Source organism: Metasolibacillus meyeri, assembly GCF_003049505.1.
GTDB lineage: Bacteria > Bacillota > Bacilli > Bacillales_A > Planococcaceae > Metasolibacillus > Metasolibacillus meyeri.
On record NZ_PYWN01000042.1, the window covers coordinates 88,050 to 113,097 of the forward strand.

The 25,048-nt window shown below is 37.4% G+C and carries 23 protein-coding genes; 7 read left to right on the top strand and 16 right to left on the bottom strand.

Translation table 11 applies throughout. The features are described from left to right. Positions 1-2: 2 nt before the first annotated feature. The gene (gene ctaG / locus C9J34_RS07730) at positions 3-917 is read right to left on the bottom strand and encodes a cytochrome c oxidase assembly factor CtaG (protein WP_107839284.1); all 915 of its coding nucleotides are present in this window, start codon (positions 915-917) and stop codon (positions 3-5) included. Between the two features lie 461 nt (positions 918-1,378). Between ctaG and dapF the strand changes: the two genes are divergently transcribed. After that, entirely contained in the window at positions 1,379-2,218 is an 840-nt protein-coding gene (dapF, locus tag C9J34_RS07735) for a diaminopimelate epimerase (RefSeq protein WP_107839285.1), read from the top strand. A 31-nt stretch (positions 2,219-2,249) separates the two neighbouring features. Continuing rightward, positions 2,250-3,428, top strand: coding sequence for an LL-diaminopimelate aminotransferase (locus C9J34_RS07740; protein ID WP_107839286.1), 1,179 nt, complete (start codon positions 2,250-2,252; stop codon positions 3,426-3,428). 49 nt (positions 3,429-3,477) lie between these two features. On the opposite strand, the gene C9J34_RS07745 is transcribed toward C9J34_RS07740, so the two are convergent. From C9J34_RS07745 to coxB, 4 genes are read right to left on the bottom strand one after another with little or no spacing between them, the layout of a single operon-like run. After that, positions 3,478-3,819 carry a cytochrome C oxidase subunit IV family protein gene (locus tag C9J34_RS07745; RefSeq protein WP_107839287.1) on the bottom strand — a complete coding sequence of 114 codons (342 nt, stop codon included), beginning with the start codon at positions 3,817-3,819 and terminating at the stop codon, positions 3,478-3,480. A 1-nt stretch (position 3,820) separates the two neighbouring features. Continuing rightward, positions 3,821-4,456 (bottom strand): cytochrome (ubi)quinol oxidase subunit III, encoded by a 636-nt coding sequence (locus tag C9J34_RS07750; RefSeq protein ID WP_107839288.1) that lies wholly within the window; start codon positions 4,454-4,456, stop codon positions 3,821-3,823. Beyond that, positions 4,456-6,396: a cytochrome c oxidase subunit I gene (locus tag C9J34_RS07755; RefSeq protein ID WP_107839289.1), complete on the bottom strand. Its 1,941-nt coding sequence runs from the start codon at positions 6,394-6,396 to the stop codon at positions 4,456-4,458. The genes C9J34_RS07750 and C9J34_RS07755 overlap by 1 nt, the downstream gene beginning before the upstream one ends. Before the next feature lie 36 nt (positions 6,397-6,432). After that, positions 6,433-7,500: a cytochrome c oxidase subunit II gene (coxB, locus tag C9J34_RS07760; RefSeq protein ID WP_107839290.1), complete on the bottom strand. Its 1,068-nt coding sequence runs from the start codon at positions 7,498-7,500 to the stop codon at positions 6,433-6,435. An 867-nt stretch (positions 7,501-8,367) separates the two neighbouring features. Here coxB and C9J34_RS07765 point away from each other — a divergent pair. Then, on the top strand, positions 8,368-9,288 hold the full coding sequence (locus C9J34_RS07765) for a COX15/CtaA family protein (RefSeq protein WP_274523355.1): 921 nt from the start codon (positions 8,368-8,370) through the stop codon (positions 9,286-9,288). Between the two features lie 294 nt (positions 9,289-9,582). Here C9J34_RS07765 and pyc read toward each other — a convergent pair whose 3' ends face one another. Genes pyc through C9J34_RS07780 form a run of 3 tightly spaced genes read right to left on the bottom strand, consistent with a single transcriptional unit; the run spans position 9,583 to position 14,549 of the window. Then, complete coding sequence (pyc, locus tag C9J34_RS07770) at positions 9,583-13,017, bottom strand: pyruvate carboxylase (protein ID WP_107839292.1); 3,435 nt, start codon at positions 13,015-13,017, stop codon at positions 9,583-9,585. Positions 13,018-13,032: 15 nt separating this feature from the next. Next, a complete protein-coding gene (locus C9J34_RS07775; RefSeq protein WP_107839293.1) occupies positions 13,033-14,211 on the bottom strand; it encodes an FtsW/RodA/SpoVE family cell cycle protein in 1,179 nt (392 codons plus the stop codon). 56 nt (positions 14,212-14,267) lie between these two features. Beyond that, positions 14,268-14,549, bottom strand: coding sequence for an Fpa/YlaN family protein (locus C9J34_RS07780; RefSeq protein ID WP_107839294.1), 282 nt, complete (start codon positions 14,547-14,549; stop codon positions 14,268-14,270). Positions 14,550-14,796: 247 nt separating this feature from the next. On the opposite strand from C9J34_RS07780, the gene C9J34_RS07785 reads away from it, so the two are divergent. Both C9J34_RS07785 and C9J34_RS07790 read left to right on the top strand, forming a co-directional pair. Then, positions 14,797-15,294 (top strand): hypothetical protein, encoded by a 498-nt coding sequence (locus tag C9J34_RS07785; protein WP_107839295.1) that lies wholly within the window; start codon positions 14,797-14,799, stop codon positions 15,292-15,294. A gap of 14 nt (positions 15,295-15,308) precedes the next feature. Beyond that, positions 15,309-15,512, top strand: coding sequence for a YlaI family protein (locus C9J34_RS07790; RefSeq protein WP_107839296.1), 204 nt, complete (start codon positions 15,309-15,311; stop codon positions 15,510-15,512). A gap of 237 nt (positions 15,513-15,749) precedes the next feature. Here C9J34_RS07790 and C9J34_RS07795 read toward each other — a convergent pair whose 3' ends face one another. After that, positions 15,750-16,331 (bottom strand): TetR/AcrR family transcriptional regulator, encoded by a 582-nt coding sequence (locus C9J34_RS07795; RefSeq protein ID WP_107839297.1) that lies wholly within the window; start codon positions 16,329-16,331, stop codon positions 15,750-15,752. Positions 16,332-16,534: 203 nt separating this feature from the next. On the opposite strand from C9J34_RS07795, the gene C9J34_RS07800 reads away from it, so the two are divergent. After that, the gene (locus C9J34_RS07800) at positions 16,535-17,767 is read left to right on the top strand and encodes an MFS transporter (protein ID WP_238600593.1); all 1,233 of its coding nucleotides are present in this window, start codon (positions 16,535-16,537) and stop codon (positions 17,765-17,767) included. 102 nt (positions 17,768-17,869) lie between these two features. Here the strand turns inward: C9J34_RS07800 and C9J34_RS07805 are convergent, their stop codons facing one another. The 5 genes from C9J34_RS07805 to typA all read right to left on the bottom strand — a co-directional run bounded on the left by C9J34_RS07805 (position 17,870) and on the right by typA (position 23,063). Beyond that, positions 17,870-18,706 carry an ABC transporter permease gene (locus tag C9J34_RS07805; RefSeq protein ID WP_107839308.1) on the bottom strand — a complete coding sequence of 279 codons (837 nt, stop codon included), beginning with the start codon at positions 18,704-18,706 and terminating at the stop codon, positions 17,870-17,872. After that, positions 18,642-19,412 (bottom strand): ABC transporter ATP-binding protein, encoded by a 771-nt coding sequence (locus C9J34_RS07810; protein ID WP_107839299.1) that lies wholly within the window; start codon positions 19,410-19,412, stop codon positions 18,642-18,644. The genes C9J34_RS07805 and C9J34_RS07810 overlap by 65 nt, the downstream gene beginning before the upstream one ends. A 1-nt stretch (position 19,413) precedes the next feature. Then, on the bottom strand, positions 19,414-20,409 hold the full coding sequence (locus C9J34_RS07815; protein WP_107839300.1) for an ABC transporter substrate-binding protein: 996 nt from the start codon (positions 20,407-20,409) through the stop codon (positions 19,414-19,416). Positions 20,410-20,808: 399 nt separating this feature from the next. After that, the gene (locus C9J34_RS07820) at positions 20,809-21,129 is read right to left on the bottom strand and encodes a YlaH-like family protein (RefSeq protein WP_107839301.1); all 321 of its coding nucleotides are present in this window, start codon (positions 21,127-21,129) and stop codon (positions 20,809-20,811) included. Between the two features lie 86 nt (positions 21,130-21,215). Further along, a complete protein-coding gene (gene typA, locus C9J34_RS07825; RefSeq protein ID WP_107839302.1) occupies positions 21,216-23,063 on the bottom strand; it encodes a translational GTPase TypA in 1,848 nt (615 codons plus the stop codon). A 119-nt stretch (positions 23,064-23,182) separates the two neighbouring features. Here typA and C9J34_RS07830 point away from each other — a divergent pair, with 119 nt between their 5' ends. Further along, positions 23,183-23,398, top strand: coding sequence for a DUF5325 family protein (locus C9J34_RS07830; RefSeq protein ID WP_107839303.1), 216 nt, complete (start codon positions 23,183-23,185; stop codon positions 23,396-23,398). A 212-nt stretch (positions 23,399-23,610) separates the two neighbouring features. Here the strand turns inward: C9J34_RS07830 and C9J34_RS07835 are convergent, their stop codons facing one another. Together C9J34_RS07835 and C9J34_RS07845 are read right to left on the bottom strand one after the other, a co-directional pair. Next, on the bottom strand, positions 23,611-23,862 hold the full coding sequence (locus tag C9J34_RS07835; protein ID WP_107839304.1) for a hypothetical protein: 252 nt from the start codon (positions 23,860-23,862) through the stop codon (positions 23,611-23,613). A 607-nt stretch (positions 23,863-24,469) separates the two neighbouring features. Further along, positions 24,470-24,949, bottom strand: coding sequence for a DUF2247 family protein (locus C9J34_RS07845; RefSeq protein ID WP_107839305.1), 480 nt, complete (start codon positions 24,947-24,949; stop codon positions 24,470-24,472). Positions 24,950-25,048: the final 99 nt, after the last annotated feature.

The window sequence follows — 25,048 nt, forward strand, 5'->3', positions numbered from 1 at the left end:
TCTTATTTATAAATCGTTTGCTGTTGAAATTCCTTTAAAGCATTAGCTGTAATTTCGTCAGGGTCTTTTCTTTCACTATTCCACCACTTACGGAAAACTCTAGCTAAAATAACAGCAAAAATAATTTCCTGAATAATTTTCATCAAAACGCCACCAACTTGCTGATCACTCAATGGACTCATCGAAGAAAATAACTCTGGCCCTGATAATGATAACCCTGATAATGTTGATTGAGGCACACATAGCTCCATTGCCTTCAACCATACATCAGCATCTGTATATGTTGCATACATTGGGTTTGATGCAAAAATAATTAAGGCACAGGCTGGCGTAATTAATACTGCATTTCCGATTATATAAGCAATTTTATATAATGGCTTAAGCTGATGCTGCCCTTCAACTGTATTTAATAAAGGCCAGTACATGAAAACTGCAGCAACAAATAAAACGAATGTGTATAAGCCATGCGCTGTTTCACTCAGCTTAATCGTATCAAAAATAGATGGGATATGATAAAACGAGAACAATGCGATAAAAAGAAAAATTGCAACTAATGGCTGTGTAAAGATTTTAAAAACCTTTCTTACAACAGGGGCATTGACTACGACACTCCACACCCACCAAGGTATCCCTTTAATCAAAAATATAGGCACTAACAATAATAAAAATGCCATTTGGATCATATGCACTGTAAACATAATATGACCTAATAAATCGACGGGAGAGCCTTTAATAACATAAAGAACAATCATAGCTAATAGAAAATAAATAGCCTCGCTTTTTTTCAAAGGCTCACTTACTTTAAAATCTTTTCGCCATGTAACCGTTACTAAAAAATAGATAACTGTTAAAAATATTATAACACCTATAAAATAAGGACTCCACAATGCCTGAAATCCAAAAATACTCAATGGCATACTACCGCGCTCCTTTTACTTCAATACTTCTATTATAAAGTGCCATAAGCCATAACATCAATAGAAGAACTATGACAATTACAGCAATTTTCAAGTCAAGATGGCTCAAATGGCAATACGTTTTGGCATAATACCTATCTAATTTTAGAATTAGTTCTATTGTTGACAGCAAAACAACATGTGCTGTATGCTTTTAGCACATTAAACAAAGTTAAATAGTATGAAATATATTCCTTTGCTTTATCACTAAAAAATGTGGTTGCTAGAAGAAATACCATTTTCTAAAATGAATATGCTAATTATTCTGCTTTTTTAAACATAGGCTAAAAAAGCAGCTGATTTCTGTTGCCTTGGGTGAATAGCCTTCTTTAGAAATATTACAACCACAGATTAACCTCGAGTTATCGTGATAAACCATCCCTTTGTTTAATTTCACAAAACAATCTAGAAAGGGTGAATTTATGGAATTAAAATTCACAAAAATGCACGGTCTAGGAAATGACTATATTTATATCAACTGCTTTGACACTGTAATTGAATCTCCTGAAACGCTTGCTATCACGCTTTCTGATAGACATTTCGGCATCGGGGGTGATGGCATTGTTTTAATAATGCCGTCAAGTATAGCTGATGCGAAAATGCGCATGTTTAATCTTGATGGCAGTGAAGGGAAAATGTGTGGAAATGCTATAAGATGTGTCGCTAAATATTTATATGATAACACAATTGTAGCAAAGGAAGAACTAACTATTGAAACACTTTCTGGTGTTAAAACGTTGAGCCTGTACATAGAAAATGGGCTTGTAGAAAAGGTGAAGGTCGACATGGGGAAAGCTGAGCTTATCCCTGAAAAAATTCCCGTTCTACTAGAAGGAGAAAGCATTATCGCAAGTCCTATAACAGTCGGCACAGAAAATTATGAAATTACCTGTGTTTCAATGGGCAATCCACATTGTGTTGTATTTTGTCATGATGTGGACAATGTAAAGCTGTCAGAAATTGGCCCTTTATTTGAGCACAACGCCCTCTTCCCTGACCGCATCAACACAGAGTTTATCGAAGTGGTAGAGCGCAATCGTTTAAAAATGAGAGTGTGGGAACGTGGTAGTGGTGAAACGCTTGCCTGCGGGACTGGAGCATGTGCCTCAGCTGTTGCAGCGGTGTTAAATGGACACTGCGAGAAAAACTCGGATATAGATGTTGAGCTTTTAGGTGGCGTCCTTACAATTCATTATACTGATGACACGGTATTTATGACAGGCAGCTGTACAAAAGTATTTGAAGGTACAATTAATATATAAGCCAGAGAGCAATCACAAGGAGGACGACAGATTGAATATTAATCAAAATTATTTAGCGCTTCAAGATAGCTACCTTTTTTCTCTTGTAACACAAAAGGTAAACGCATTTAAAGAACAAAATCCTACAAAAGAAGTGATTCGACTTGGCATAGGTGATGTCACTTTACCACTTGCTCCTGCTGTTGTAGAAGCAATGCACAAGGCTGTTGCTGAGCAAGGCGAGAAAAGTACGTTTAAAGGCTATGGTGAAGAACAAGGCTATGAATTCCTTCGTCAAACGATTAGTAATTATTACGCTAAAAAGAACGTCACTCTTTCCAATACAGAAATTTTTATAAGCGATGGTGCCAAAAGTGATATCGGAAACATTCTTGATATTTTCGATATTAATAATACCGTTCTTGTTCCTGACCCTGTCTATCCTGTTTACGTAGATACAAACATAATGGTAGGAAGAACGATTATTTATTCAAATGGTGCTGAGGAAAATAGCTTCCTTCCCCTTCCTGATGAAAATACAAAAGCAGATATTATTTATCTTTGCTCACCAAACAACCCTACTGGAGCAGTTTACAATAAAGAACAGTTAGAAAGCTGGGTATCCTATGCATTGCAACATGATGCTGTGATTCTTTTTGATAGTGCATATGAGGCATTCGTTCAAGATGAAAGCTTACCTACAAGCATCTATCAAATTGAAGGGGCAGAAAAATGCGCTATCGAATTTTGCTCTCTTTCCAAAACTGCGGGCTTCACAGGTACACGCTGTGGCTATACGGTCGTTCCACATGCACTTGTCAAAGATAACACATCACTTAATAAACTGTGGTTAAGAAGACAAACAACAAAGTTCAATGGCGTACCATACATTATACAAAAAGGCGCAGAGGCTGTCTTTTCAGACGATGGACTAAAGCAAACCCAAGAAAATATCTCCTATTACATGGAAAATGCAAAGCTAATTTCTGAAACATTAAAAGAGCTAAACATTTGGCATGTTGGCGGTGAAAACTCTCCATATATTTGGCTTAAATGTCCAGATAATATGAACTCATGGGATTATTTTGATTACCTTTTGGAAAATGCACAAGTTGTTGGTACACCAGGGGCAGGATTCGGCTCGAATGGTGAAGGCTTCTTCAGGCTTTCCGCTTTTGGCGATAGAGTCAATGTTGTAGAAGCTATGAAAAGAATTCGTAACCTTAAATAAAATATATACAAAAAGCTGTCGAGAAATTAATTCCCGACAGCTTTTTTAATTACCACCAAATAATTGTTAAGAAACATAGGAAGAATGTAAAGGCGATTAAAGCGCCGCCCCACATGAAGAATGAAATAACTCCAATGTGATGACCATTCTTATCATCCATATGCATAAATGCGTACAACTGTTGTACTACTTGGATACCTGCTAATAAAAGAATTACAGGTTTCACAAAGTTTGGTGAAAAATCTGCTAGTGCTGCTGCAAATGCGACGAAAGTTAATAAAATCATAAGCGCAAATTGCGTTACTTGTGAACGCATTTTAGCTGCATTTGCTTTGCGGTAATATTCTTGTTGAACTTGAGTTCGAGCTTCGAAATGTGTATCGTGTGCCATATTATCCCAACACTCCCATCAAGTAAACTACAGTAAAGATGAATACCCAAACAACGTCAATAAAGTGCCAGTAAAGAGATGCAATAAAGTACTTCGGTGCGTTGTATAAGTTTAATCCACGCTTCATATTACGGAAAATTAAACTAGAAATCCATACTAAACCGATAATAACGTGTAAACCATGCGTTCCTACTAAAGTAAAGAATGCAGAAGAATACGCTGAATGTGTATAACCAAAACCGATGTGTACATAATGATAGAACTCATAAATTTCAAGAGATAGGAAACCTATACCTAAAATTACTGTAATACCCATCCACGTTTGTACACCTTTAAAGTTAAAGTTTTTCATATGGTACATCGCGTAAACTGATGTTAATGATGATGTTAACAGTAACATCGTCATGGCAAATGCTAAAGGCAACTCATAAAGTGCCTTCGCTGAGTATTTTGATAAGTCCATACCAGCAGGACCTGAATCCTTTAACGCTAAGTATGTTGCAAAAAGACTTGCGAACAGAACTACTTCACAGGCAAGGAAAATCCAAAAGCCAACAAACTTATTTTTCCCTTCCAATGTTGCTTGTTCAGCATGTTCAGGCCAATTTTGAGGAGTGAATTTAGTATTTAAATCCATTAGTTGTTACCTCCTTTTTTACCTGCTGCACGGAATTGTGCTAAATCCTTTTCGATTGCTTCTACTTCAGCTAAGTGTACATGATAACCTAAGTCGTCTTTTAATGAACGAGTTATCATTGCACCAACTGTAATACCTAAACCTACAACAATTAAACCAACGGATAATGCTGGTGACACGCTAGTAGCTGTGCCAGCAATTGCTTGTTTGCCCCATGGACTATATAGTGCACCAAATGCAGCAATAAATGTACCGATTGAGATAATTAACGGTAAAATTGAGTTATTTGGCATATGAATATCACCAAGTGGCTCGGCATATATCATACCTTCTTTATTTCCTTCATGCTTCTCAATCCAATATGGATCGTATCCACGTACAAGTGGCGTTTGCTTAAAGTTATAGAATGGTAGTGGCGTTTCAAGTGCCCACTCAAGTGAACGTCCATCTTCCCAGTAATCGCGACGATTAAGTGGCTCAGATTTAATTGATAATAATACGTTAAGAACTAATAAAATTACACCTACACCCATCATTGCAGCACCGATTGTTGAAATCATGTTGAATAAATCCCAACCTTGGTTTGGCATATACGTGAATACACGACGTGGCATACCCATTAAGCCTAAGAAATGCTGTAAGAAGAATGTTAAATGGAATCCGATAAAGAATACCCAGAAAGTGATTACACCTAGCTTTTCATTTAAAGCACGGTTAAACATGATTGGCCAATAGAAATGAGCCGCTCCGAATAAAGCTGTAACGATACCACCTACGATTACATAGTGGAAGTGCGCTACGATAAAGTAAGAATCGTGTAATTGGTAATCAAGCGGTGCAGCAGCCTGCATAACCCCTGTTACCCCACCCGCTACGAATGACGGGATAAAACCAAGTGCATAAAGCATTGGCACAGTAACCTTAATTGATCCACCCCAGATTGTTAAAATCCAGTTGAATACTTTCATACCAGTTGGTACGGCAATTGTCATTGTTGCTACGGCGAAAATAGCGTTCGCTGTTGCACCAAGACCAGTTGTAAACATATGGTGAGCCCATACCATGAATCCTAAGAAACCGATTAAAATTGTTGCGAATACCATTGAAGAGTATCCAAATAAACGTTTACGAGCGAATACTGGAATAATTTCAGAGAATAAACCAAACGCTGGTAATACTAAAATATAAACTTCAGGGTGACCAAAGATCCAGAATAAATGCTCCCAAATAATTGTATTACCACCCATAGTATGCTCGAAGAAGTTAGCTCCAAACATACGGTCCACTAACATTAAGAATAAACCTACAGTAAGTGGAGGGAATGCGAATAAAATTAATGTACTTGATACTAAAGATGTCCACGTAAATAGTGGCATACGCATAAATGTCATACCTGGTGCACGCATCGTAATAATTGTTACGATAAAGTTGATACCCGAAATTAACGTACCAGCACCTGAAATTTGTAAACCAAGAACATAGAAGTCAATACCATGTCCTGGAGAATATAAAGATAACGATGCATATGAAGTCCACCCTGCATCAGGCGCCCCACCTAAGAAGAATGATAGGTGAAGGAAAATAGCTCCTAGGAAGAACAACCAAAATCCTAGTGAGTTTAAGAATGGGAACGCTACGTCACGTGCCCCAATTTGTAACGGGACAATCGCATTCATAAATGCAAATAGTAACGGTGTTGCTGCTAAGAATAACATCGTCGTACCATGCATTGTTAATAATTCATTGAAAGTACCCGCTGATACGAATGTACTTTCAGGGAACATAAGTTGGAAACGCATAAACAATGCTTCAAGTCCGGCAATCGCGAAGAATAGCGTACCAGCAGCTAAATACATAATGGCGATTTTTTTATGGTCGACTGTTGTTAAGTAGTCCCATACGTGTGCGCCAAAGCCTTTTTTCTGTGCAACAGAGCTCACAACTTTAACCTCCTTCAAAGTTTCTATCTCTTGTAATTATTTTTCTACTGACAATGTCATTAAGTACTCAGCAATTGCTTGAGCTTCTGCCTCTGTAACATTATATTTACCAGTCATTAAGTTACCTGGTTTGTAGTACTCTGGGTCCATAATCCAATCTGCTGTATCTTCCACAGTATGAGCCATGAAGCCAGCTACACGATTACGGTCACCAAACGTTGTTAAGTTTGGACCGAATGCGCCAGATACACCTGCACCTGAAATTGCGTGACAGCCTAAGCAGCTATTAGCAAACATCGCTTCACCTAAATCTGAAGACTCTGCTGATGCTGTATTTCCTTCAGTTGCTTGCATTGCTGCTACCCAAGCTTTAAATGCCTCAGGCTCTAAAGCTTTTACTTTAAAGTCCATTAAAGCATGTGATGGTCCACAAAGCTCCGCACATTTACCAAAGAATACGCCTTCTTTTAAATCTTTAGATTCTTTATCAAATTGCAAGTAGAATTTGTTAATGTTCTCCACGTTTGTATCCATTTTACCACCTACTGCTGGAATCCAGAACGAGTGCTTAACATCTGCTGCAATTAAGTTAAAGTAAACTTTTTCATCAGTCGGCACAACTAACTCTTGTGCAGTGACAATTCCTTGGTTTGGATATTCAAATTCCCACCAATATAATTTTGCTGTTACGTTAACAGTTAAAGCTGTTTTCTCTCCATTTTCATCTACTTCTTCCATTGCAGCAACATCCGCAAATTTATAAGTAGCTGTTAGAACTGGAACAGAGATAATGATTAATAAAATAATTGGAATAACTGTCCAAATTACTTCTAGCGTGTGACTTCCTTCTACTTGCTTCGGCATTACGTCTTCTCCGACTCTTGAGCGACGGAATTTAACAAATGCAAGTAAGTAAATTACTGAAACAATGATTACTACGATCGTCATGATGACAGTTGTTAACAGCAAAAGATTCAATTGTTCTTTCCCTACTGCACCAGATGGTTTTAAAGTGGAAAGATGCTCTTCACCACAAGCTGCAAGGAATACTGTCATTACTGCCAAAAGTGAAAATAGACGCCATTTTTTAAGCCCTTTCATCATAGCTTAATTAAACCCCTCTTTCTTTTTTGTATTTCCATGTGTGACTCGGATTGTGGTTCTCTATATGAATTCTTGTTACAGAAAGAATCCTTATCTAGCGGCTCAGAGTAATTACAGCTATAGTACTACCTTTACTTTAGCTACGCTCATTATTTTAATAACATGGATTGCCCATACTAGCTTATCCTAAATGAGCAACTAGTATAATGTTATTTAATAGAACGAATATTATTTTCTAATTACTCATTGAATGCCCACTGAACAACCCTCGTATCTCTTCACATGTTAGCACTATGTAATGCTAAAATTACAAAATCTCGCTTACGTCATTGATAAACAGCTTTGACAATTTGACTCAATAATTAAAAGTAGAGCATCTCTCAATTACCTTCAATAACCTCTGCAAGGAAAAGCTAATCGAAAAATTAGATTAAACGATCACAATCTGTCTAATAAATGCAAGAAGATTTTGGTACGATAGAAATCGTCTACGCTCTATTTTTTAATATAAAAGTATGGTCTAAATTGTTACTTAAAACTGCCTTTCATTTTTGTAAGCATATTCCGCTAACATAACTATAGCGAAATTTGCCTTCAATTTCTAGACGTTTGGTGAAATTTCAGTGAAGAATACAGAAAAAGTCTATAACTGTTCTGAAATATAGAAATACCATATTCTATAGTAAGCTATTTTACAATTGCTTTTGTGAATGTAACAGCACGAATTTATGAACAATTTGTGAAAAGCTTTCTACATTAAAATGTCATTCTATAAATGAAGTTGTCTTTTACGCTATAATTCGCTATCATCTAAAACTAGAGACGCTTTTTTAAGCGATGTTGATAGACAAAGTAGGTGGCTTATCATTGCAACATAGTAAATATTTAAAGTGGCTTGCAGTAGCAGCAACAGTTGGCATGTTATTAATTCTACTGGGCGGCGCACTTGTTACAAAAACGGATAGCGGTTTAGGCTGTGGACGAAATTGGCCTGATTGTAACGGTTCACTAATCCCAAAAGAGATTACGACAGAAGTATTAATCGAATTCTCTCATCGTGCTGTAACTGGCTCAGTATCCATTCTTATCGTTCTCCTAGTAGCATGGACTTGGCGTGCGCTTGGTCATATTCGTGAAGTAAAATTTTTAGGTATTCTAGCTATTTTCTTTTTAGTTGCACAAGCTTTAATCGGTGCTGCCCAAGTACTTTGGGGACAGGGTGACTTCATTTTAGCACTGCATTTCGGTATTTCATTAATTTCCTTTGCCGCTGTATTGCTTTTAGCATTAATTGTATTTGAGGTAGACCGCAAATTCGATGCAGATAAAGTTTATATCGGTGACAAACTAAAATGGCACACAATCGGCGTTACGCTCTATTCTTATTTTGTTGTCTACACGGGGGCATTAGTACGCCATACAGATTCTAGTCTTGTTTGTCCTGATTGGCCATTCTGCCGTAATGGCGACCCTACTGCATTACCAAGAAACATGTATGAATGGGTACAAATGGGACATCGCTTCGCAGTATTACTAATCGTCATTTGGATTGCTTACATTACATGGCATGCAGTTAAACATTATAAAAATCAAGCTGCTCTTTATTGGGGCTGGATTATCGCTTTCGGTCTTGTCATGGTACAAGCACTAGCGGGAATGTTTGTTGTAATGACAAGATTAAATTTATTCGTTTCATTGCTTCACTCACTATTCATTTCATTACTATTCGGTCTATTTTGCTACATGATTCTACTCGTTTCTCGTAGCAATTTAAATCAAAGAAAATAACTAAGAAGGAGCCGTCTGAAAATGACTTTTCAGACGGCTCTTTTGCGACTAATATAGCAATACTACAGCGTTTAACGTGCGAAAATAGGGATTGGTTGGGCGAGTTCTCCTGTTCGTTGAGCGAATTTGGCGATTGGTTGAGCGAATCATGACCTTTGAACTTTTTCGACGAATAAACTAACTAAATTTTTCATTATTCAAAAGTGACTTTAATCTCTCCCTGTTTAATTTTTAAAGTAGAAAATAGCTGATGGGAAACGTTAGAGCTAGCCTACATTTCCCATCAGCCTTATTTTATTCTAATTCAATTAGTAAATCACCTGTTGAAATCGCATCGCCCGCTGCTGTGTAAATTTCTTTCACAATGCCATCTTTCGGTGCTTGAACCGTCGTCTCCATTTTCATCGCTTCCGTAATCAGCAAGTGATCTCCTCGCTTCACTGGGCTACCTTTTGATACAACCACTTTTAGCACTGTACCAGGCATCGTTGCCGCGATTTGATTTGGATTTGATGGATCTGCCTTCAATGCAATATTTCCATCAGCTTCAACTGTTAAATCTTGAATAACAAGCTCGCGTGACTGTCCATTTAGCTCAAAATAGATGATGCGTGTACCATCATGCTGCGGCTCACCAATCGATACTAATTTTACAATTAATGTCTTTCCTTTTTCAATTTCAACTTCAATTTCTTCTCCAAGCTTTAGGCCGTATAGGAACGTCGGTGTATCTAAAACAGATGTATCACCAAATTGTGAATAGATATTTGCGTATTCTTCAAATACTTTCGGATAAAGCGCATACGCCAGTACATCTTTTTTCGTCACAGTACGTCCGATTTTCTCCGTTAATTCTGTTGTTAGCTGTTCAAAGTCAACCGGTGCTAATAATTCACCTGGACGAACTGTAATAGCCTCGCGCTCCTTTAATACAACGCGCTGTAAATCTTGAGGGAAGCCACCATGCGGTTGACCTAAATAGCCTTGGAAAAACTCAATAACAGAGTCTGGGAAATCAATACCTTGTCCACGTTCTAAAACATTGTCCTCCGTTAAATCATTTTGCACCATGAACAATGCCATATCGCCAACAACTTTTGAGGATGGTGTTACTTTGACAATATCCCCAAACATAAAGTTGACGCGTGAGTACATCTTCTTCACTTCATCCCAGCGATCACCAAGTCCAACTGCCTTTGCTTGCTGCTGTAAGTTACTGTATTGTCCACCAGGCATTTCATGCACATAAATTTCTGAATGCGGGCTGTTCATCCCACTCTCAAAATCCTTATAATATTTGCGTACATCTTCCCAGTAATAATTTAATTGCTCTAATGACTCAATATCTGCACGTACTTTACGGCTACCACCTTTTGTAGCGTAATATAACGAATTGGCACTTGGCTGAGATGTTAAGCCTGCCATTGAACCTAAAGCCGTATCAACGATGTCTACCCCCGCTTCAATTGCTTTGGCATATAAGAAAATACCATTACCGCTCGTATCGTGTGAATGCAAGTGAATTGGTAAGTTTGTTGCCTCTTTCAGCTCTGAAATTAAGCGATATGCTGCTTCTGGTTTTAATAAGCCAGCCATATCTTTAATCGCTAAAATATGCGCGCCTGCTGCTTCTAGTTCACGTGCCATATCTTTATAATATTGCACTGTATATTTTGCACGTGTATCATCTAAAATATCGCCTGTATAGCAAATTGCCGCCTCTGCAATTTTGCCTGTATTTCGTACTTCATCAATTGCTACTTCCATTCCTTTAATCCAGTTTAAACTATCGAAAATACGGAAGACATCAATACCTGATGCCGCTGATTCTTGAATAAACTCACGAATTAAATTATCTGGATAGTTCGTATAACCAACTGCGTTTGCTCCGCGCAATAACATTTGGAACAGCACATTCGGCATTTGCTTACGCAGTTTTTCTAAGCGCGCCCAAGGATCTTCCTTTAAGAAGCGATATGCTACGTCAAATGTTGCACCACCCCACATTTCAAGCGAGAAGAAATTATGCATCATGCGCGCTGTTTCATCTGCAATTTGGAACATATCCTGTGAACGCATACGCGTAGCAAGCAATGATTGGTGTGCATCTCTAAATGTTGTATCTGTCAATAGTACATCATCTTGTGCTTTAATCCATTCAACTAAACCATCTGCTCCGCGCTCATCTAAAATTTGCTTTGTACCAGCAGGTGGTGGCGTTAATAAATCAATTTTAGGTTTATTTGGCTGCACGAAAATTGGCTTTGTATGCTTTTCTACTCCTGGGAAGCCGTTAAGTGTCACATTACCAATATAGCTTAATAGCTTTGTTCCACGGTCTTTCCTTTCCGGGAATTGGAATAGCTCTGGCGTCGAATCAATAAAGCTTGTATCAAATTGTCCATTTAAAAATTTCTCATGTACAACAACATTACCTAAAAATGGAATATTAGTTTTCACACCACGAATACGGAATTCTCGCAAATTTCTGTCCATTTTAGCTGCAGCTTGCCCAAATGTCATACCCCATGTTGAAATTTTAACAAGTAGTGAATCATAGTAAGGTGTCACAATAGCACCTTGGAAGCCATTTCCTGCATCTAAGCGCACGCCAAAGCCACCACTTGAACGGTAGACCATTAATTTCCCTGTGTCTGGCATAAAGTCATTTGTTGGGTCTTCTGTTGTTACGCGTGATTGAATTGCATAACCGAATAATGGAATATCATCTTGTTTAGGAATAGCGATTGCTTCTGAATGTAACGCGTGCCCTTCCGCTACTTTAATTTGCGCATGCACAATATCGATTCCTGTAATCATTTCTGTAATTGTATGCTCTACTTGAATTCGTGGATTTACTTCAATGAAATAAAATTCATCACCTGCTACTAAAAATTCCACCGTCCCTGCATTAATATAGCCAACATTGCGCATTAGCTTTACTGCTGCATCACAAATACGTTGACGTAAATCTCCAGAAATCGAGTTTGATGGCGCAATTTCTACCACTTTTTGATGGCGGCGTTGAATCGAGCAATCACGTTCGTATAAGTGGATAATTTCACCTGTTGTATCACCTAAAATTTGCACTTCGATATGCTTTGGCTTCACAATGCATTTTTCAACATACACTTCATCAGACCCAAAGGCTGCTTTCGCCTCTGATTTAGCTCGCTCATAAGCGGAAGCAAGCTCTTCCTTCGCTTGCACCATACGCATACCTCGACCACCGCCGCCTAAAGCTGCTTTAATCATAATTGGGTAGCCATGCTTTTCACCAAATGCCTCTACTTCCGCTAAATCTGCTACAGGGCCATCTGTTCCTGGAATAACGGGAATATCCGCTTTAATTGCTTGTTCACGTGCCTTTACTTTGTCGCCAAACATATCTAAATGAGCGGAAGTTGGACCGATAAACTGAATGCCTTCTTCCTCACAGCGTCTAGCAAAATCAACATTTTCTGATAAAAAGCCGTAGCCTGGGTGAATTGCATCAACTTGTGCATCCTTAGCAATTGCGACGATACTTTCTATGTCTAAATAAGCATCAATTGGCTTTTTGCCAATTCCGACTAAATAAGCCTCGTCTGCTTTATAGCGATGATAAGCGCCGCTATCCTCGCGCGAGTAAATCGCAACGGTTTTAATATTGAGTTCATTACATGCTCGAAAAATTCGAATTGCAATTTCCCCTCTGTTTGCTACTAATATTTTGCTGATTTTTTTCATTTCCCAAAACCCCTCCTATGATTGCTTACGCTTATCAAATTTATAGTACATAGAAATATTGATTAATATTCCCATCGCTAACGATAGTATCAGTATTGACGTACCACCATAGCTAATAAATGGTAACGTAACACCGGTTAAAGGGAAGATCCCTGATAAACCCGATAAATTTAAAAATGCTTGAAAGCCAATCCATACAGCAATCCCACCAGCAATCATTCGTGCTAATGGGTCCTTTGTGGTCATAGCAATATATAAACCTCTTAAAACAATAAAGGCGAGTCCAGCAATAACAATTGTTACACCAAATATCCCAAGCTCCTCAGCGATAATGGCCATAATAAAATCGGTTTCTGGGTGTGGCAAATAACCGAGCTTTTGAATGGATTGTCCGAGCCCTCGACCTTCAAGCCCTCCGGCCCCGATTGCCAAATAGCCATTCACAATTTGATACCCAGAACCATCAGCATATTCAAATGGATTTTTTAAAACTAAAAAGCGTCCCATCCGACTGGCATTCAAAATATCATCTTTAATGATTAACACAGCACCGATAATAATCGTGCCAAAAATGCCAAATACCGCTGCAAACTTTCCTAATGTTTTACCTCGAATACCGCTAAATATAAGGATAGACATCGCAATCACTCCGATAATTGCAACAGCTCCTAAGTCTGTTTCCATCCCAACGCTAAATAAAATTAACAGCCATATCGAGATTGGATAAATAATATCATTTGGCTGCACGTTTTGAATGGCATTTTCCTTTAATCCTTTTTTATAAAGCGAGCCGGCTAAATAAAGAATGACGAATAATTTTGCATATTCAGAAGGCTGGAAATTCATAAGACCAAATAATGAAATCCAACTTTGCGATCCCGTTTCGGCTTTACCTACTCCGAAAAAAGTAACCCAAAATAATAAAATTGCCATCACAATCATCATCATCACAAGGATCATTTTATTACTATAATGTTTATAAGGAAAAAATGCCCCAAATAAAAATGCGACTGCTGCAAATTTTAAGTTTGTTAATTGCTTTGCATAATAATAATCTGGAGGTCTGAGTTCCATAATCGCTACCATCATGCTAGAACTATAAATCATGACAAGTCCAAATAAGCATAATAAAATATATGTAATAAATAGCGGGTAATCAAAATTGCGGAAATACGTTGCGAAATATTTTTTCATTTAAAAAAACCTCGTTTAGAAAAAAAACTCAAAGCGCGTAAAGCGTTTGAGTTTTTTTATTTTTCTGTATACGCATCATGTAAAAGAGATAATTCTTTTTCTAACGAATCAAGAATTTCCTTCCCTTGCTCACGTTCAATTAAGCCGAGCTTCACAGCAAAATCAATTTCACGTGATAAGCCAAACATTTGTGTATCTAATACTTCTTCATATAAAGGACATTGCGGCATCGTTAAATGATCCATTTGCACTTTAATTAAGCGGGCAATTTTCTCTGCATCCGCCTGTAATAATGTTAATGCCTTCTCTTGAAAAGAAGATTGTGTTTTAGTATCCATGAGGACGCCCCCATTATTTGATATTTCTTGGATTGTATATTAATAAATTTTATCTTTTAGTGAGTAAAAATGCAAGTATCTATATAAGCAATCTACTCTTTTCTCGTATTTCCTTATGATAAACCATGGTAACTACTATAAGCAAGCTACTTTTTGTTAATGGAAATTAATAACCACGAATTGATTATTGAGCTAGAAAAACGGTATACTATAGTTTGATGTAAGTAAGAAGGAGGATTCCACAAAGATGCAAGGTATAATTCCGATTAAAGGTGCTGTTACATATACTTTAACACTTGACCCAACAGTTTGGATTTTTGATGACCGCAAACTCGATTTAAAAACATACTTCGACGAAAAGCCAACACAAGAAGACGATGAAAAATATTTACGCGAGGTTGGCGCACACTGGTCACGTGAAATTATGGAAGGAGCTGTCTTCCCTCCTACTTTAAAAACGGAAAGAAAATTCGACCGCAAAGGCATGTTAACAGGGACATTTGGCATCGAAATTAAACCTTTTTTAAACAATGCTGGCATTAAAGAAGGCGCGACAGAAGTTGTTTTTGAATGCCGTAACGGAGAAGAACATCGCTTTTCAATTGAAGAAGCAAAAACGCTTATTTTTAAATATAGTCACGATGGCAAGCCATTAACTGAAGATGGACCTGTCCACTTATTATTTGCCGATGGCTCAAACGTCAACCACCCAATTACACATGTAGAAGCGATTCGCGTTCAATAGGAGGAAATTTAGTTATGCGTGTTAAATGCGTCATTTGTGATACCATACAGCAGCTCGAGGACGATTTACCTCTTGCTAAAAAGCTGCGTAATCGGCCAATCCATACGTATATGTGTGATCCATGCTATACACGCATTGCCGATGAGACCGAAAAAAGGATTGCTACAGGAAAGTTCCGATTTTTCCGCACCTCTTCAAAATTTGATGAGGAATTTTAATTCATTTAAATTATGTAAGAATGATTTTTATTTAATCTTTAAATATACAGAATCTATAAGTGGTAGCTGTTGGGAAAGGTTTTGTCTTTCTCAACAGCTATTTGTATTTTGATTGAGCAGCTTACTACCTCACCGATTTTAGGAGATTCATTAGATAAGCGACCTATATTCGAAGTAAAATGCATTCTTTTATTCACCATCAAAATTGATAATTTTTCATACTACTAGTTAAACTAATCACTTTAGCAATGTCAGTGTTGCAGTGATTGCATTGTCAATAAATGAGCGTTGTGGTTGAGATTTCATCATAACTGTTATGCCAATTAACGTAACAATAAGTGTTTGTGCTAAAGATTTTGCATTTGTATTCGCTTCTAGCTCACCAGATTGGATGCCTCGTTCGATTGTTTCTTGAAAAATAACCCCTAAATATAATTGATGCTCTCTAGTTAAGATTTCAAACCTTTCATCATGCGGTGCAAGCTCCACCATTGTATTAATACAAAAACATCCCCTATTCAAATCGCCTGTATACTTAGCCGCAACTACTTCCTCAAAAAAATTGACAAACGCCTGCCTTACAGACGTACAACTTTGTAGTGTAGCTCGTACCTTAGACGCATGAACCATAGTGTATTTGCGAAGTGCAGTTTCAAACAATTCTTTTTTATCTCCAAAAGTTGAATAAATACTAGGACGTTGAATTCCCATTCTAGCTGTAAGATCGCTTAAAGAAGTAGCCTCATACCCCTTTTCCCAAAACAGCTGCATTGCTGCATCTAATACTGATTCCTCATCAAATTCTCGCGTTCTTGCCATTTAAATATCCTCCATTGTGTAAGTTGGCAACTTTCATTACCAATCGGTATGTAATAATTGTATTAAAAATAATTATTTACGTCAATTAATATTAAAACCCTTGACATTATCCAAAAAATACATATATATTTAGCATGAAAAATAAATTACCGAACGGTATGTTATATATCTGTAAACAACTAATGATAAATGGAGGAAACCATATGAATGAGCAAGGACATAAAACGCTCTGTGCTAATACCAATACACACATACCTAATGAGGAACGACAAGTATCTATACCCCGCTTTATAACATTATTGTTAGCAATAACTTGTGGCATATCAGTGGCTAATATTTACTTTGCCCAACCTTTACTCGATGAATTGGCACATGATTTTAATATTAACCAAGCAATTATCGGCTTTGTTATTACGATTACCCAAATTTTTTATGGTCTTGGCTTACTATTACTTGTACCACTTGGAGATTTATTGAACCAACGTCGGTTAATTATTGGGCAGATGCTTTTATCGACAATAGCTTTGGTCTTTGTTAGTTTCGCTACTACTAGCACTGCGCTTTTCAGTGCTCTAGCTTTAGTTGGACTACTCGCAGTTATAACGCAGACGATTGTAGCATTCGCAGCATCAATGGCTTCCTCTACAGAACGTGGACGTATTGTCGGTATCGTCACAAGTGGAATTGTTATTGGCATATTGCTCGCACGAACAATTGCAGGCATTCTAACAGATATTGCTGGCTGGCGTTCTGTCTATTTATTTTCTGCAATACTTACATTTTTAATGGCTTTAATTTTTTGGAAACTGTTACCCAATGTTGAGCGGATGAAACCATCACTTTCCTATTTTCAATTATTAAAGTCCGTGCTTGTATTATTTATTGAAGAAAGAACATTACGTATTCGTTCTGTTCTAGCAATGCTGATATTTGCCGACTTCAGCATTTTATGGACTTCTCTTGTACTACCATTAAGCACGCCTCCATTAGCACTATCACATAGCACAATTGGCGCTTTCGGTCTTATAGGTGTAGTGGGTGCATTGGCCGCAGCACATGCAGGGAAATTGGCTGATCAAGGTTATGGCCAAAGAACAACAGGCATAGCGTTAGTCCTTTTATCCATCTCATGGTTGTTTACCATTTATACAAAGCAATCATTGCTTGCATTAATTATAGGAATTATCTTACTTGATTTAGCCGTACAGGCAATACATGTTACAAATCAAACGATGATCCTTCCATTGCGTGAAGAAGCACGAAGTCGTTTAACTGCCGGCTATATGATATTTTATTCGATTGGTAGTGCTTGTGGGTCAATCGCTTCAACTAAGATGTATGCGCACTTTGGCTGGGAAGGCGTTTGCTTACTTGGCGCAGCTGTTAGTGTGGTCGCTCTGCTTTTTTGGGCAACAACTAGACGCTTTACAACATAGAAAAGCGTCTCCGAATACTAAAAGTAGGCTTACACCAAGGTTCTTGGCATAAGCCTACTTCTCTAACATCGTCTCCTGCTGACATATAAAATAAGCATTTGATCATCTTGCTTTCATAAGCTTCTTTTCAATCATTTCTACAAGCTGATACATAATTGTAGCAAACACTGCGATAATCATTAAAGCTAAAAATACTAGATTAAAATTAAACACTTGGAAGCCATAAATAATTAAATAACCCAGCCCTTTTGCTGATACAAGAAATTCGCCGACGATTACCCCAACCCAAGACAACCCAACGTTAACCTTCAAGGTTGAAATAATGGTTGGAAAAGATGCTGGTAAAATTGCTTCTTTAAAAATTTGTGCTCGACTGGCATTAAAGGTTTGTAAGACTCTTACATAATTTGCATCAACTTCTGTAAAAGCGGTATAAATCACAATAGTGGAAATAATAACGGAAATAATTGCACCCATTGTAATAATCGATGGCATACCGGGCCCCATCGCTACAATTAAAATTGGGCCAAGCGCGACTTTGGGCATCGCATTTAAAACGACGAGATAAGGATCTGCAATTTTTGAGAAAAATGGCGACCACCATAAAATTGCGGCAATAATTGTACCGAGTAATGTACCAATAATAAAGCCAAGCACCGTTTCAAACAATGTAATATTGACGTGTGGCATTAATGTCCCATCTGACCATTTTTCCATAAATAATCGCCATACTTTGGAAGGTGCACTAAAAATAAGTGGATCAATCCAACGTTGATGTGAGGCTAGCTCCCATAAACTAATAAAGCCTACAATAATCACTAACTGAAAGAAACGAACAAGACGTTTCTCTTTTTTTAATGCTTTCTTATATTGTTCATGAAGAAGTTGAATGTTCAAGGCTTTCAAGCTCCTTCCAAACGCTTTGGAAAAAGGCGCCATAGCTTGCATGTGTACGAGCTTCAAATGGTGTTAAAACAGCTAGCTCCTGCGGCACATCGAAAATTTTATGAATCCTGCCTGGCTTTGCACTCATTAAAATAATCCGGTCGCTCATAGCAATGGCTTCACCAATATCATGCGTCACTAAAACCGCCGTTTTTTCATAGCTTTTTAACATGGCACACACTAAATCCTCTAGCTTTAATTTCGATTTATAATCCAATGCTGAAAATGGTTCATCTAACAATAATATTTTAGGATCTACTGCCAAGGTTCTTGCGAGTGCAACACGCTGCCGCATCCCACCTGATAACTGTCGTGGAAACTTTTTTTCAATGTTTGGCAAGCCAACAGATTGCAACAATTGTTGCGCTGTATTTTTTGCCTGTACATCATCGTATTTCAATAATTTTAAACCGAGTGTGACATTTTCTTCAATCGTTTTCCACGGAAATAAATAATCTTGCTGTAGCATATAGCCGATGGATATATTTTGATTATGCCCTTCAATCATCACATCACCGTTAGTTGGCTCAAGTAAACCTGCGATAATTGAAAGCAATGTCGATTTACCACAGCCACTTGCACCTAAAATCGAAACAAATTCACCATGTGCTACAGAGAAATGAATATCTCGTAGCACTTCTGTTGCTACTTCTTGCGAAAAATACGTATGATCAACATGATGTACTGTCAATATCGCCATATTAATTCATTGCTTTCTCAGCAAATGAAGTATCCACAAACTCATTGTAATCCATTCTGCGTGGTAGCTCGCCTGCTTGCTCAATTACATCCTGTAACAGCTCCCATTCAGCCTCATCCAAAATAGGATTTTTCGCATAGGACTCCTGTGCTCTGTAGCGCTCAACAACCGTAGCAATTAATGATAGTTCCGTATTCTCAAAATACGGAGCAATCAACTTCGCAACATCTTCTGCACTATTTGCATAAACAAAGTTTTGCGCTTTTTGTATAGCCCGTGTAAAGCTTTCAGCAGTAGCTGCCTGCTTCTCTAAATAGCTTTTCTTCGACATGAAAGTAGTGTACGGTAAATGACCCGATTGTGCGCCAAAAGAAGCGACGATATGTCCAACTCCCTCTAGCTCAAACAAGCTTGCTGTTGGCTCAAACAGTTGCACAAAATCACCTGTACCCGAAGCAAAGGCTGTTGCCACATTAGCAAAGTCAATATTTTGAATCAACTCGAGATCATTATGTGGATCAATGCCATTCTTCCTTAACACATATTCTCCAGCCATTTGTGGCATGCCACCTTTACGTTGGCCGAGAAATACAGAGCCCTTCAGCATTTCCCATGAAAAATCATCAATAGCCTCCCGAGCTACTAAAAATGTTCCATCTGTTTGTGTTAACTGCGCAAAATTAATAATCGGATCGTTCGCTTCCTGTGCATTAACATAGATCGATGTTTCCGAGCCAACAAGTGCCACATCGATACCATCAGATAAGAGTGCCGTCATTGTCTTATCTCCACCAGCAATCGTCCTTAAATCAACCTTTAAGCCCTCTTCCTCAAAAAAGCCTTCCTCCATCGCTACGTAAAGTGGCGCATAAAAAATAGAACGCGTCACTTCTCCAACTCGAACTTCCGTCAGCTCCTCTTGTTTACAAGCACCTAATAGAAGAAACACCAAGCACGACAGCATAACAAAAAAACTAATCGTCCTCCGTCTAAACATTGTCAAACCTCCTTACCTACAACTGTTATATCTAGAGTAGCGTATGCATTAAAGGAAAAAAGTGTTCGCTAGCTTAAAAAGCCATCCAAAAATACTTTTGATTGAAGGAAAAGACAGTGCAGCGCGTATTTTTAAACTCTCTAGTTCAACAGCAACGATTCGCCCAGCGAACAGGTGAATTCGCCCAACCAATGCGTGTTTTCGCCCGTTAAACATTGAAATTCGCACACAAGACACCCCAAAGAATAACTCTTCTCATACATATATAATGAATTGTAAAAGGAAGTTCCTTTATTTTTGTCTATCAAAAAACGTAGATAAAGCAATATAGTGCTTTATCTACGCATCACAGGTATTAATAATTTAGCTTTTGAAATTAATTTCTTTCCTCATAATAATCTATGTGGTTTTTTCGCGTGCCAAACGAATTTTATAAATAGCTAAAAACAAAGCTGCAACTATTAATCCTTCAATCATTGGTAAAGACAGAGCAAAGAACGTTAAAACTACACATCCTAAGAATAAACAAAAATACACAACAACATTTTGCCAGAGCTTTATTTTTCTAGAAAATCCTAGTTTATAAACAATTGCAGATAAAATAAAAACTGAGAAGAACACGAAATATCCAGCTACTGTATCGCTCGGTGAATACTCATAAATAAAACGAACAATACCAGTTAAATCTGCAAATACCTCTTCTCTTGTCCCCTCTCTCATTTCATCTCCCCCTTCTTTGCTATGAATAGATTTGCTTCTCTCTTTAATGGGCGGAAAGCATCATAACACTCGATGCTTTTTCGTTATTACTCCATTTCAGCGTATTTTTTCTTTTTCGCCATACGTTCACGTTCGTTTTTATCTAAAATTTGCTTACGTAAACGAATTGACTCTGGCGTTACTTCTAAATACTCATCATCACTTAAATATTCAAGTGCTTCCTCTAACGTCATAATACGTGGCTTTTTAATGACATTCGTTTGGTCTTTGTTCGCAGAGCGAATATTTGTTTTTTGCTTCATTTTAGTAATGTTAACCGTAATATCGTTTTCACGCGTATTTTCACCAACGACCATACCTTCGTACACTTCTGTACCAGGCTCTAAGAACAATGTACCACGGTCCTCGACTTGCATCATACCATAAGTTGTTGATTTACCATTTTCCATTGAAACGAGCACGCCTTGGTGACGTCCACCAACTTTTCCTTGTACAACTGGTTGGTAAGAATCGAATGTATGGTTAATGATACCGAAGCCTTTCGTTAATGACATGAATTCTGTCGTATAACCAATTAAGCCACGTGCAGGTACATTGAAAATAATACGCACTTGTCCATTGCCATTATTAATCATATCAAGCATTTCGCCTTTACGTGTACCAAGTGATTCAATGATTGAACCTACACAGTCCTCTGGTACGTCTACTTGAACGCGCTCGATTGGCTCACATTTCACGCCGTCCACTTCTTTAATAATAACCTGTGGCTTTGATACTTGTAGCTCGAAGCCTTCACGACGCATGTTTTCGATTAAAATTGATAAGTGTAATTCACCGCGACCAGAAACTGTCCATGCATCTGGTGAATCTGTATCTTCTACGCGTAGCGATACGTCCGTTTGTAATTGTGCACGTAAACGCTCCTCGATTTTTGAAGAAGTTACCCATTTCCCTTCGCGTCCAGCAAATGGTGAGTTATTTACTAAAAACGTCATTTGTAATGTTGGCTCATCAATACGTAATGGTGGCAATGCCTCTGGGTGCTCGATCGGACATACTGTTTCCCCTACGTTGATTGCTTCCATACCAGATACAGCGATTAAATCGCCCGCTTTAGCCGTTTGAATTTCTTCACGTTTTAAGCCGAAGAAGCCGAAAATTTTCGTTACACGGAAGTTTTTCACTGTGCCATCAAGCTTCATTAATGATACTTGCTGCCCAACTGAGATTGTGCCACGGAATACACGACCGATACCAATACGTCCAACGAAGTCATTGTAATCTAAAAGAGCTACTTGGAATTGTAAAGGATCCTCTGAATTATCCACTGGTGCTGGAATATGTTCGATAATTTGCTCAAATAAACATTTCATATTCTCTTCTTGATTTGCTGGATTTGAATCAAGGCTTGCTGTACCGTTTACACCTGATGCATAAACAACAGGGAAATCTAATTGATCATCGTTTGCATCAAGCTCGATTAATAATTCAAGTACTTCATCCACTACTTCTTCTGGACGAGCTGAATCCTTATCTACTTTGTTGACAACAACGATTGGTGTTAAATTTTGCTCTAACGCTTTTTTCAATACAAAGCGTGTTTGTGGCATACAGCCTTCATAAGCATCTACTACAAGCAATACGCCATCTACCATTTTTAAAATACGCTCTACTTCTCCACCAAAGTCGGCGTGTCCAGGTGTATCCAAAATGTTGATGCGTGTACCTTCATAATTTACTGCTGTATTTTTAGCGAGGATTGTAATCCCACGCTCACGTTCAATATCATTTGAGTCCATTGCGCGTTCTTCTACTTGCTCATTTGAACGAAATGTACCCGATTGCTTTAATAATTGGTCTACTAAAGTTGTTTTCCCATGGTCAACGTGTGCGATAATCGCGATATTACGTAAATCTTGACGTAAGTTTGTCATTATTCCACTCCATATTCTTTTTTCGAATGTTTAACTGTGATATTATAGCATAAGAATAGTTAATTGTCTTTGTCAATTGATTGACTAATTAATATAGAAAATAGTTTGGAGGAAAAATAGTGAATAAAGCAAAATTCGTGATGTTTATTTATGCATTAGCTGCTATTTTATCAATGATTGGCATCGGATTTTCCGTATCGCTTATCGGTGTAACAGGAACAGAATATGACAAAGCAGGCATCATGGGTGTTATCGCCTGTATCGTTGTCATGTGCATTATTTTTATGATGGCATTCAAAACAAAGCGGAAATTTAAAGAGCAAGGGTTATTATAAAAACACAGCGCGAGAACATGTTGATTTCTCGTGCTGTTTTCATTTTCTCACGCAAATCCAGTTGATTGAACATGCTTAGAGGTATTTGCCAATGAAATTTTATTGAAAACTTTGCTTTTATATTAAAGGATATCTAATTCGCACATTCACTTTATTCCTTTATTTAGTAAAACCTTGAAAAGCATAGAGTCTATCAAGGAATTTTTTAGTTACTAGGATTCAAAAGCTGTTCTATCTGGAAATATACCACCTTCTCTTACTAGACAAACTGCCAATCTTTGAGCAGCCCTCTCATAATAAAATTTAGATGGGAAATTGCTGTTTGGAATAGCTTCTAGCTCCGAAAATTTTCTAGTAAATTTATTTAACTCAATTTTCCCCATAATATCTTCATTCGGTCCAAACCTATAAACCACAATTTCATTATCTTCATATTCCTTTAATAGCAAAACATGTGAAGCCATTTTTATTCCTCCTCAGGTGGATACCATGGACGCCGAGACTCTACTGTTCTAGCATGCGCTTTCATATAGTCTTTTTAAATATTCCTTCAAATTTTGATTCAAAAAGTTCATGATTTAATAAATCAATATCATTCTTTTTATAGGTTCCTTTTTGGAGCCTATCCCACGCTTGTGCAATTTCATAATCTGACTCAAAGCACCCAATTCCATGTTCTTAAATACGCTCTTTGTACCCTTCCCCGACCAATCCGATTTCTCCTTTCCACTATGGTATGATTTTTTAATTCTAGCATTTCCTTATTTGGCTCACCACATCTCCTTTATTTATAATGACTGTTGTGAGGTTATCTTATATCTCTAATATGTTATCATTGATAATATAGAAAAAACTACGTCTCCAATTGTTAGATGGTGTCTAACAATTGAGGCGCAGTTCAATCCGCTCTTTTGGTTAAAACAGAAACTCCTACACAACCATCCATCAAAGGAACGTATCTGTCTGGTGACCAACTCAAAAATATGCATCGTTTTTTCCATTAAAGATGCTCATAGTTTGATTTTTTTGTTTTTAAGTTCTTCTGTTTTCTTTTAAAATCAAGCAAAGTAGCTAACTAAATCTCACTCTCTCTAATTCTAAAAATTTATTAAATCTATTTACCATATCTTCTTTCGTAGTTAGGACTTCTTGAGGCATATAATTAACAAAACTCACTATATCTTCTGGATAGTGATGATTTCCATAAAACTCTGCAATTTTATTTAATAATTCATTATCTTCTTTATATCTTTTTTTTATTTCAGATAAACAAACAAATCTAAGTTTTCTATTCTCCTCTACTAATATTGCGCTGTCATCATCTAAATGAGGAAAATAATTAGTTTTTATTTCTAACATCACTTTATCCAAATCTTCACTAGATACTCCCCATGCAAGTTCACTAACAAATTCACTTTCATCACCAATCTCCATCAACTCTACCGCATATTCAGAAATAATGTCTCTACTAAAATAATTTTCTTGGACACCTACAAAAATAGTTTTCCAATCATACTTAATATTTTTACTTTTTAAATCTTTTAAGTTCATATTATTAACCTTCTGTTTTTTTAAATAAATGTATTTTTTATATTAATTCACTAGCGTCGCATTAAAATAATTCAATACGAAAAATAAATCTGACTTTTC

Coding starts and splice junctions, on each gene's coding strand:
- C9J34_RS07810 (WP_107839299.1), bottom strand. CDS start 19,412: ATGGCGATATTGACAGTACATCATGTTGATCATACGTATTTTTCGCAA.
- C9J34_RS07835 (WP_107839304.1), bottom strand. CDS start 23,862: ATGGCTTCACATGTTTTGCTATTAAAGGAATATGAAGATAATGAAATT.
- C9J34_RS07750 (WP_107839288.1), bottom strand. CDS start 4,456: ATGGATTTAAATACTAAATTCACTCCTCAAAATTGGCCTGAACATGCT.
- pyc (WP_107839292.1), bottom strand. CDS start 13,017: ATGAAAAAAATCAGCAAAATATTAGTAGCAAACAGAGGGGAAATTGCA.
- typA (WP_107839302.1), bottom strand. CDS start 23,063: ATGACAAACTTACGTCAAGATTTACGTAATATCGCGATTATCGCACAC.
- dapF (WP_107839285.1), top strand. CDS start 1,379: ATGGAATTAAAATTCACAAAAATGCACGGTCTAGGAAATGACTATATT.
- C9J34_RS07785 (WP_107839295.1), top strand. CDS start 14,797: ATGCAAGGTATAATTCCGATTAAAGGTGCTGTTACATATACTTTAACA.
- C9J34_RS07805 (WP_107839308.1), bottom strand. CDS start 18,706: ATGGCGCCTTTTTCCAAAGCGTTTGGAAGGAGCTTGAAAGCCTTGAAC.
- coxB (WP_107839290.1), bottom strand. CDS start 7,500: ATGATGAAAGGGCTTAAAAAATGGCGTCTATTTTCACTTTTGGCAGTA.
- C9J34_RS07775 (WP_107839293.1), bottom strand. CDS start 14,211: ATGAAAAAATATTTCGCAACGTATTTCCGCAATTTTGATTACCCGCTA.
- C9J34_RS07800 (WP_238600593.1), top strand. CDS start 16,535: ATGAATGAGCAAGGACATAAAACGCTCTGTGCTAATACCAATACACAC.
- C9J34_RS07845 (WP_107839305.1), bottom strand. CDS start 24,949: ATGAACTTAAAAGATTTAAAAAGTAAAAATATTAAGTATGATTGGAAA.
- C9J34_RS07815 (WP_107839300.1), bottom strand. CDS start 20,409: ATGTTTAGACGGAGGACGATTAGTTTTTTTGTTATGCTGTCGTGCTTG.
- C9J34_RS07745 (WP_107839287.1), bottom strand. CDS start 3,819: ATGGCACACGATACACATTTCGAAGCTCGAACTCAAGTTCAACAAGAA.
- C9J34_RS07820 (WP_107839301.1), bottom strand. CDS start 21,129: ATGAGAGAGGGGACAAGAGAAGAGGTATTTGCAGATTTAACTGGTATT.
- C9J34_RS07790 (WP_107839296.1), top strand. CDS start 15,309: ATGCGTGTTAAATGCGTCATTTGTGATACCATACAGCAGCTCGAGGAC.
- C9J34_RS07795 (WP_107839297.1), bottom strand. CDS start 16,331: ATGGCAAGAACGCGAGAATTTGATGAGGAATCAGTATTAGATGCAGCA.
- ctaG (WP_107839284.1), bottom strand. CDS start 917: ATGCCATTGAGTATTTTTGGATTTCAGGCATTGTGGAGTCCTTATTTT.
- C9J34_RS07780 (WP_107839294.1), bottom strand. CDS start 14,549: ATGGATACTAAAACACAATCTTCTTTTCAAGAGAAGGCATTAACATTA.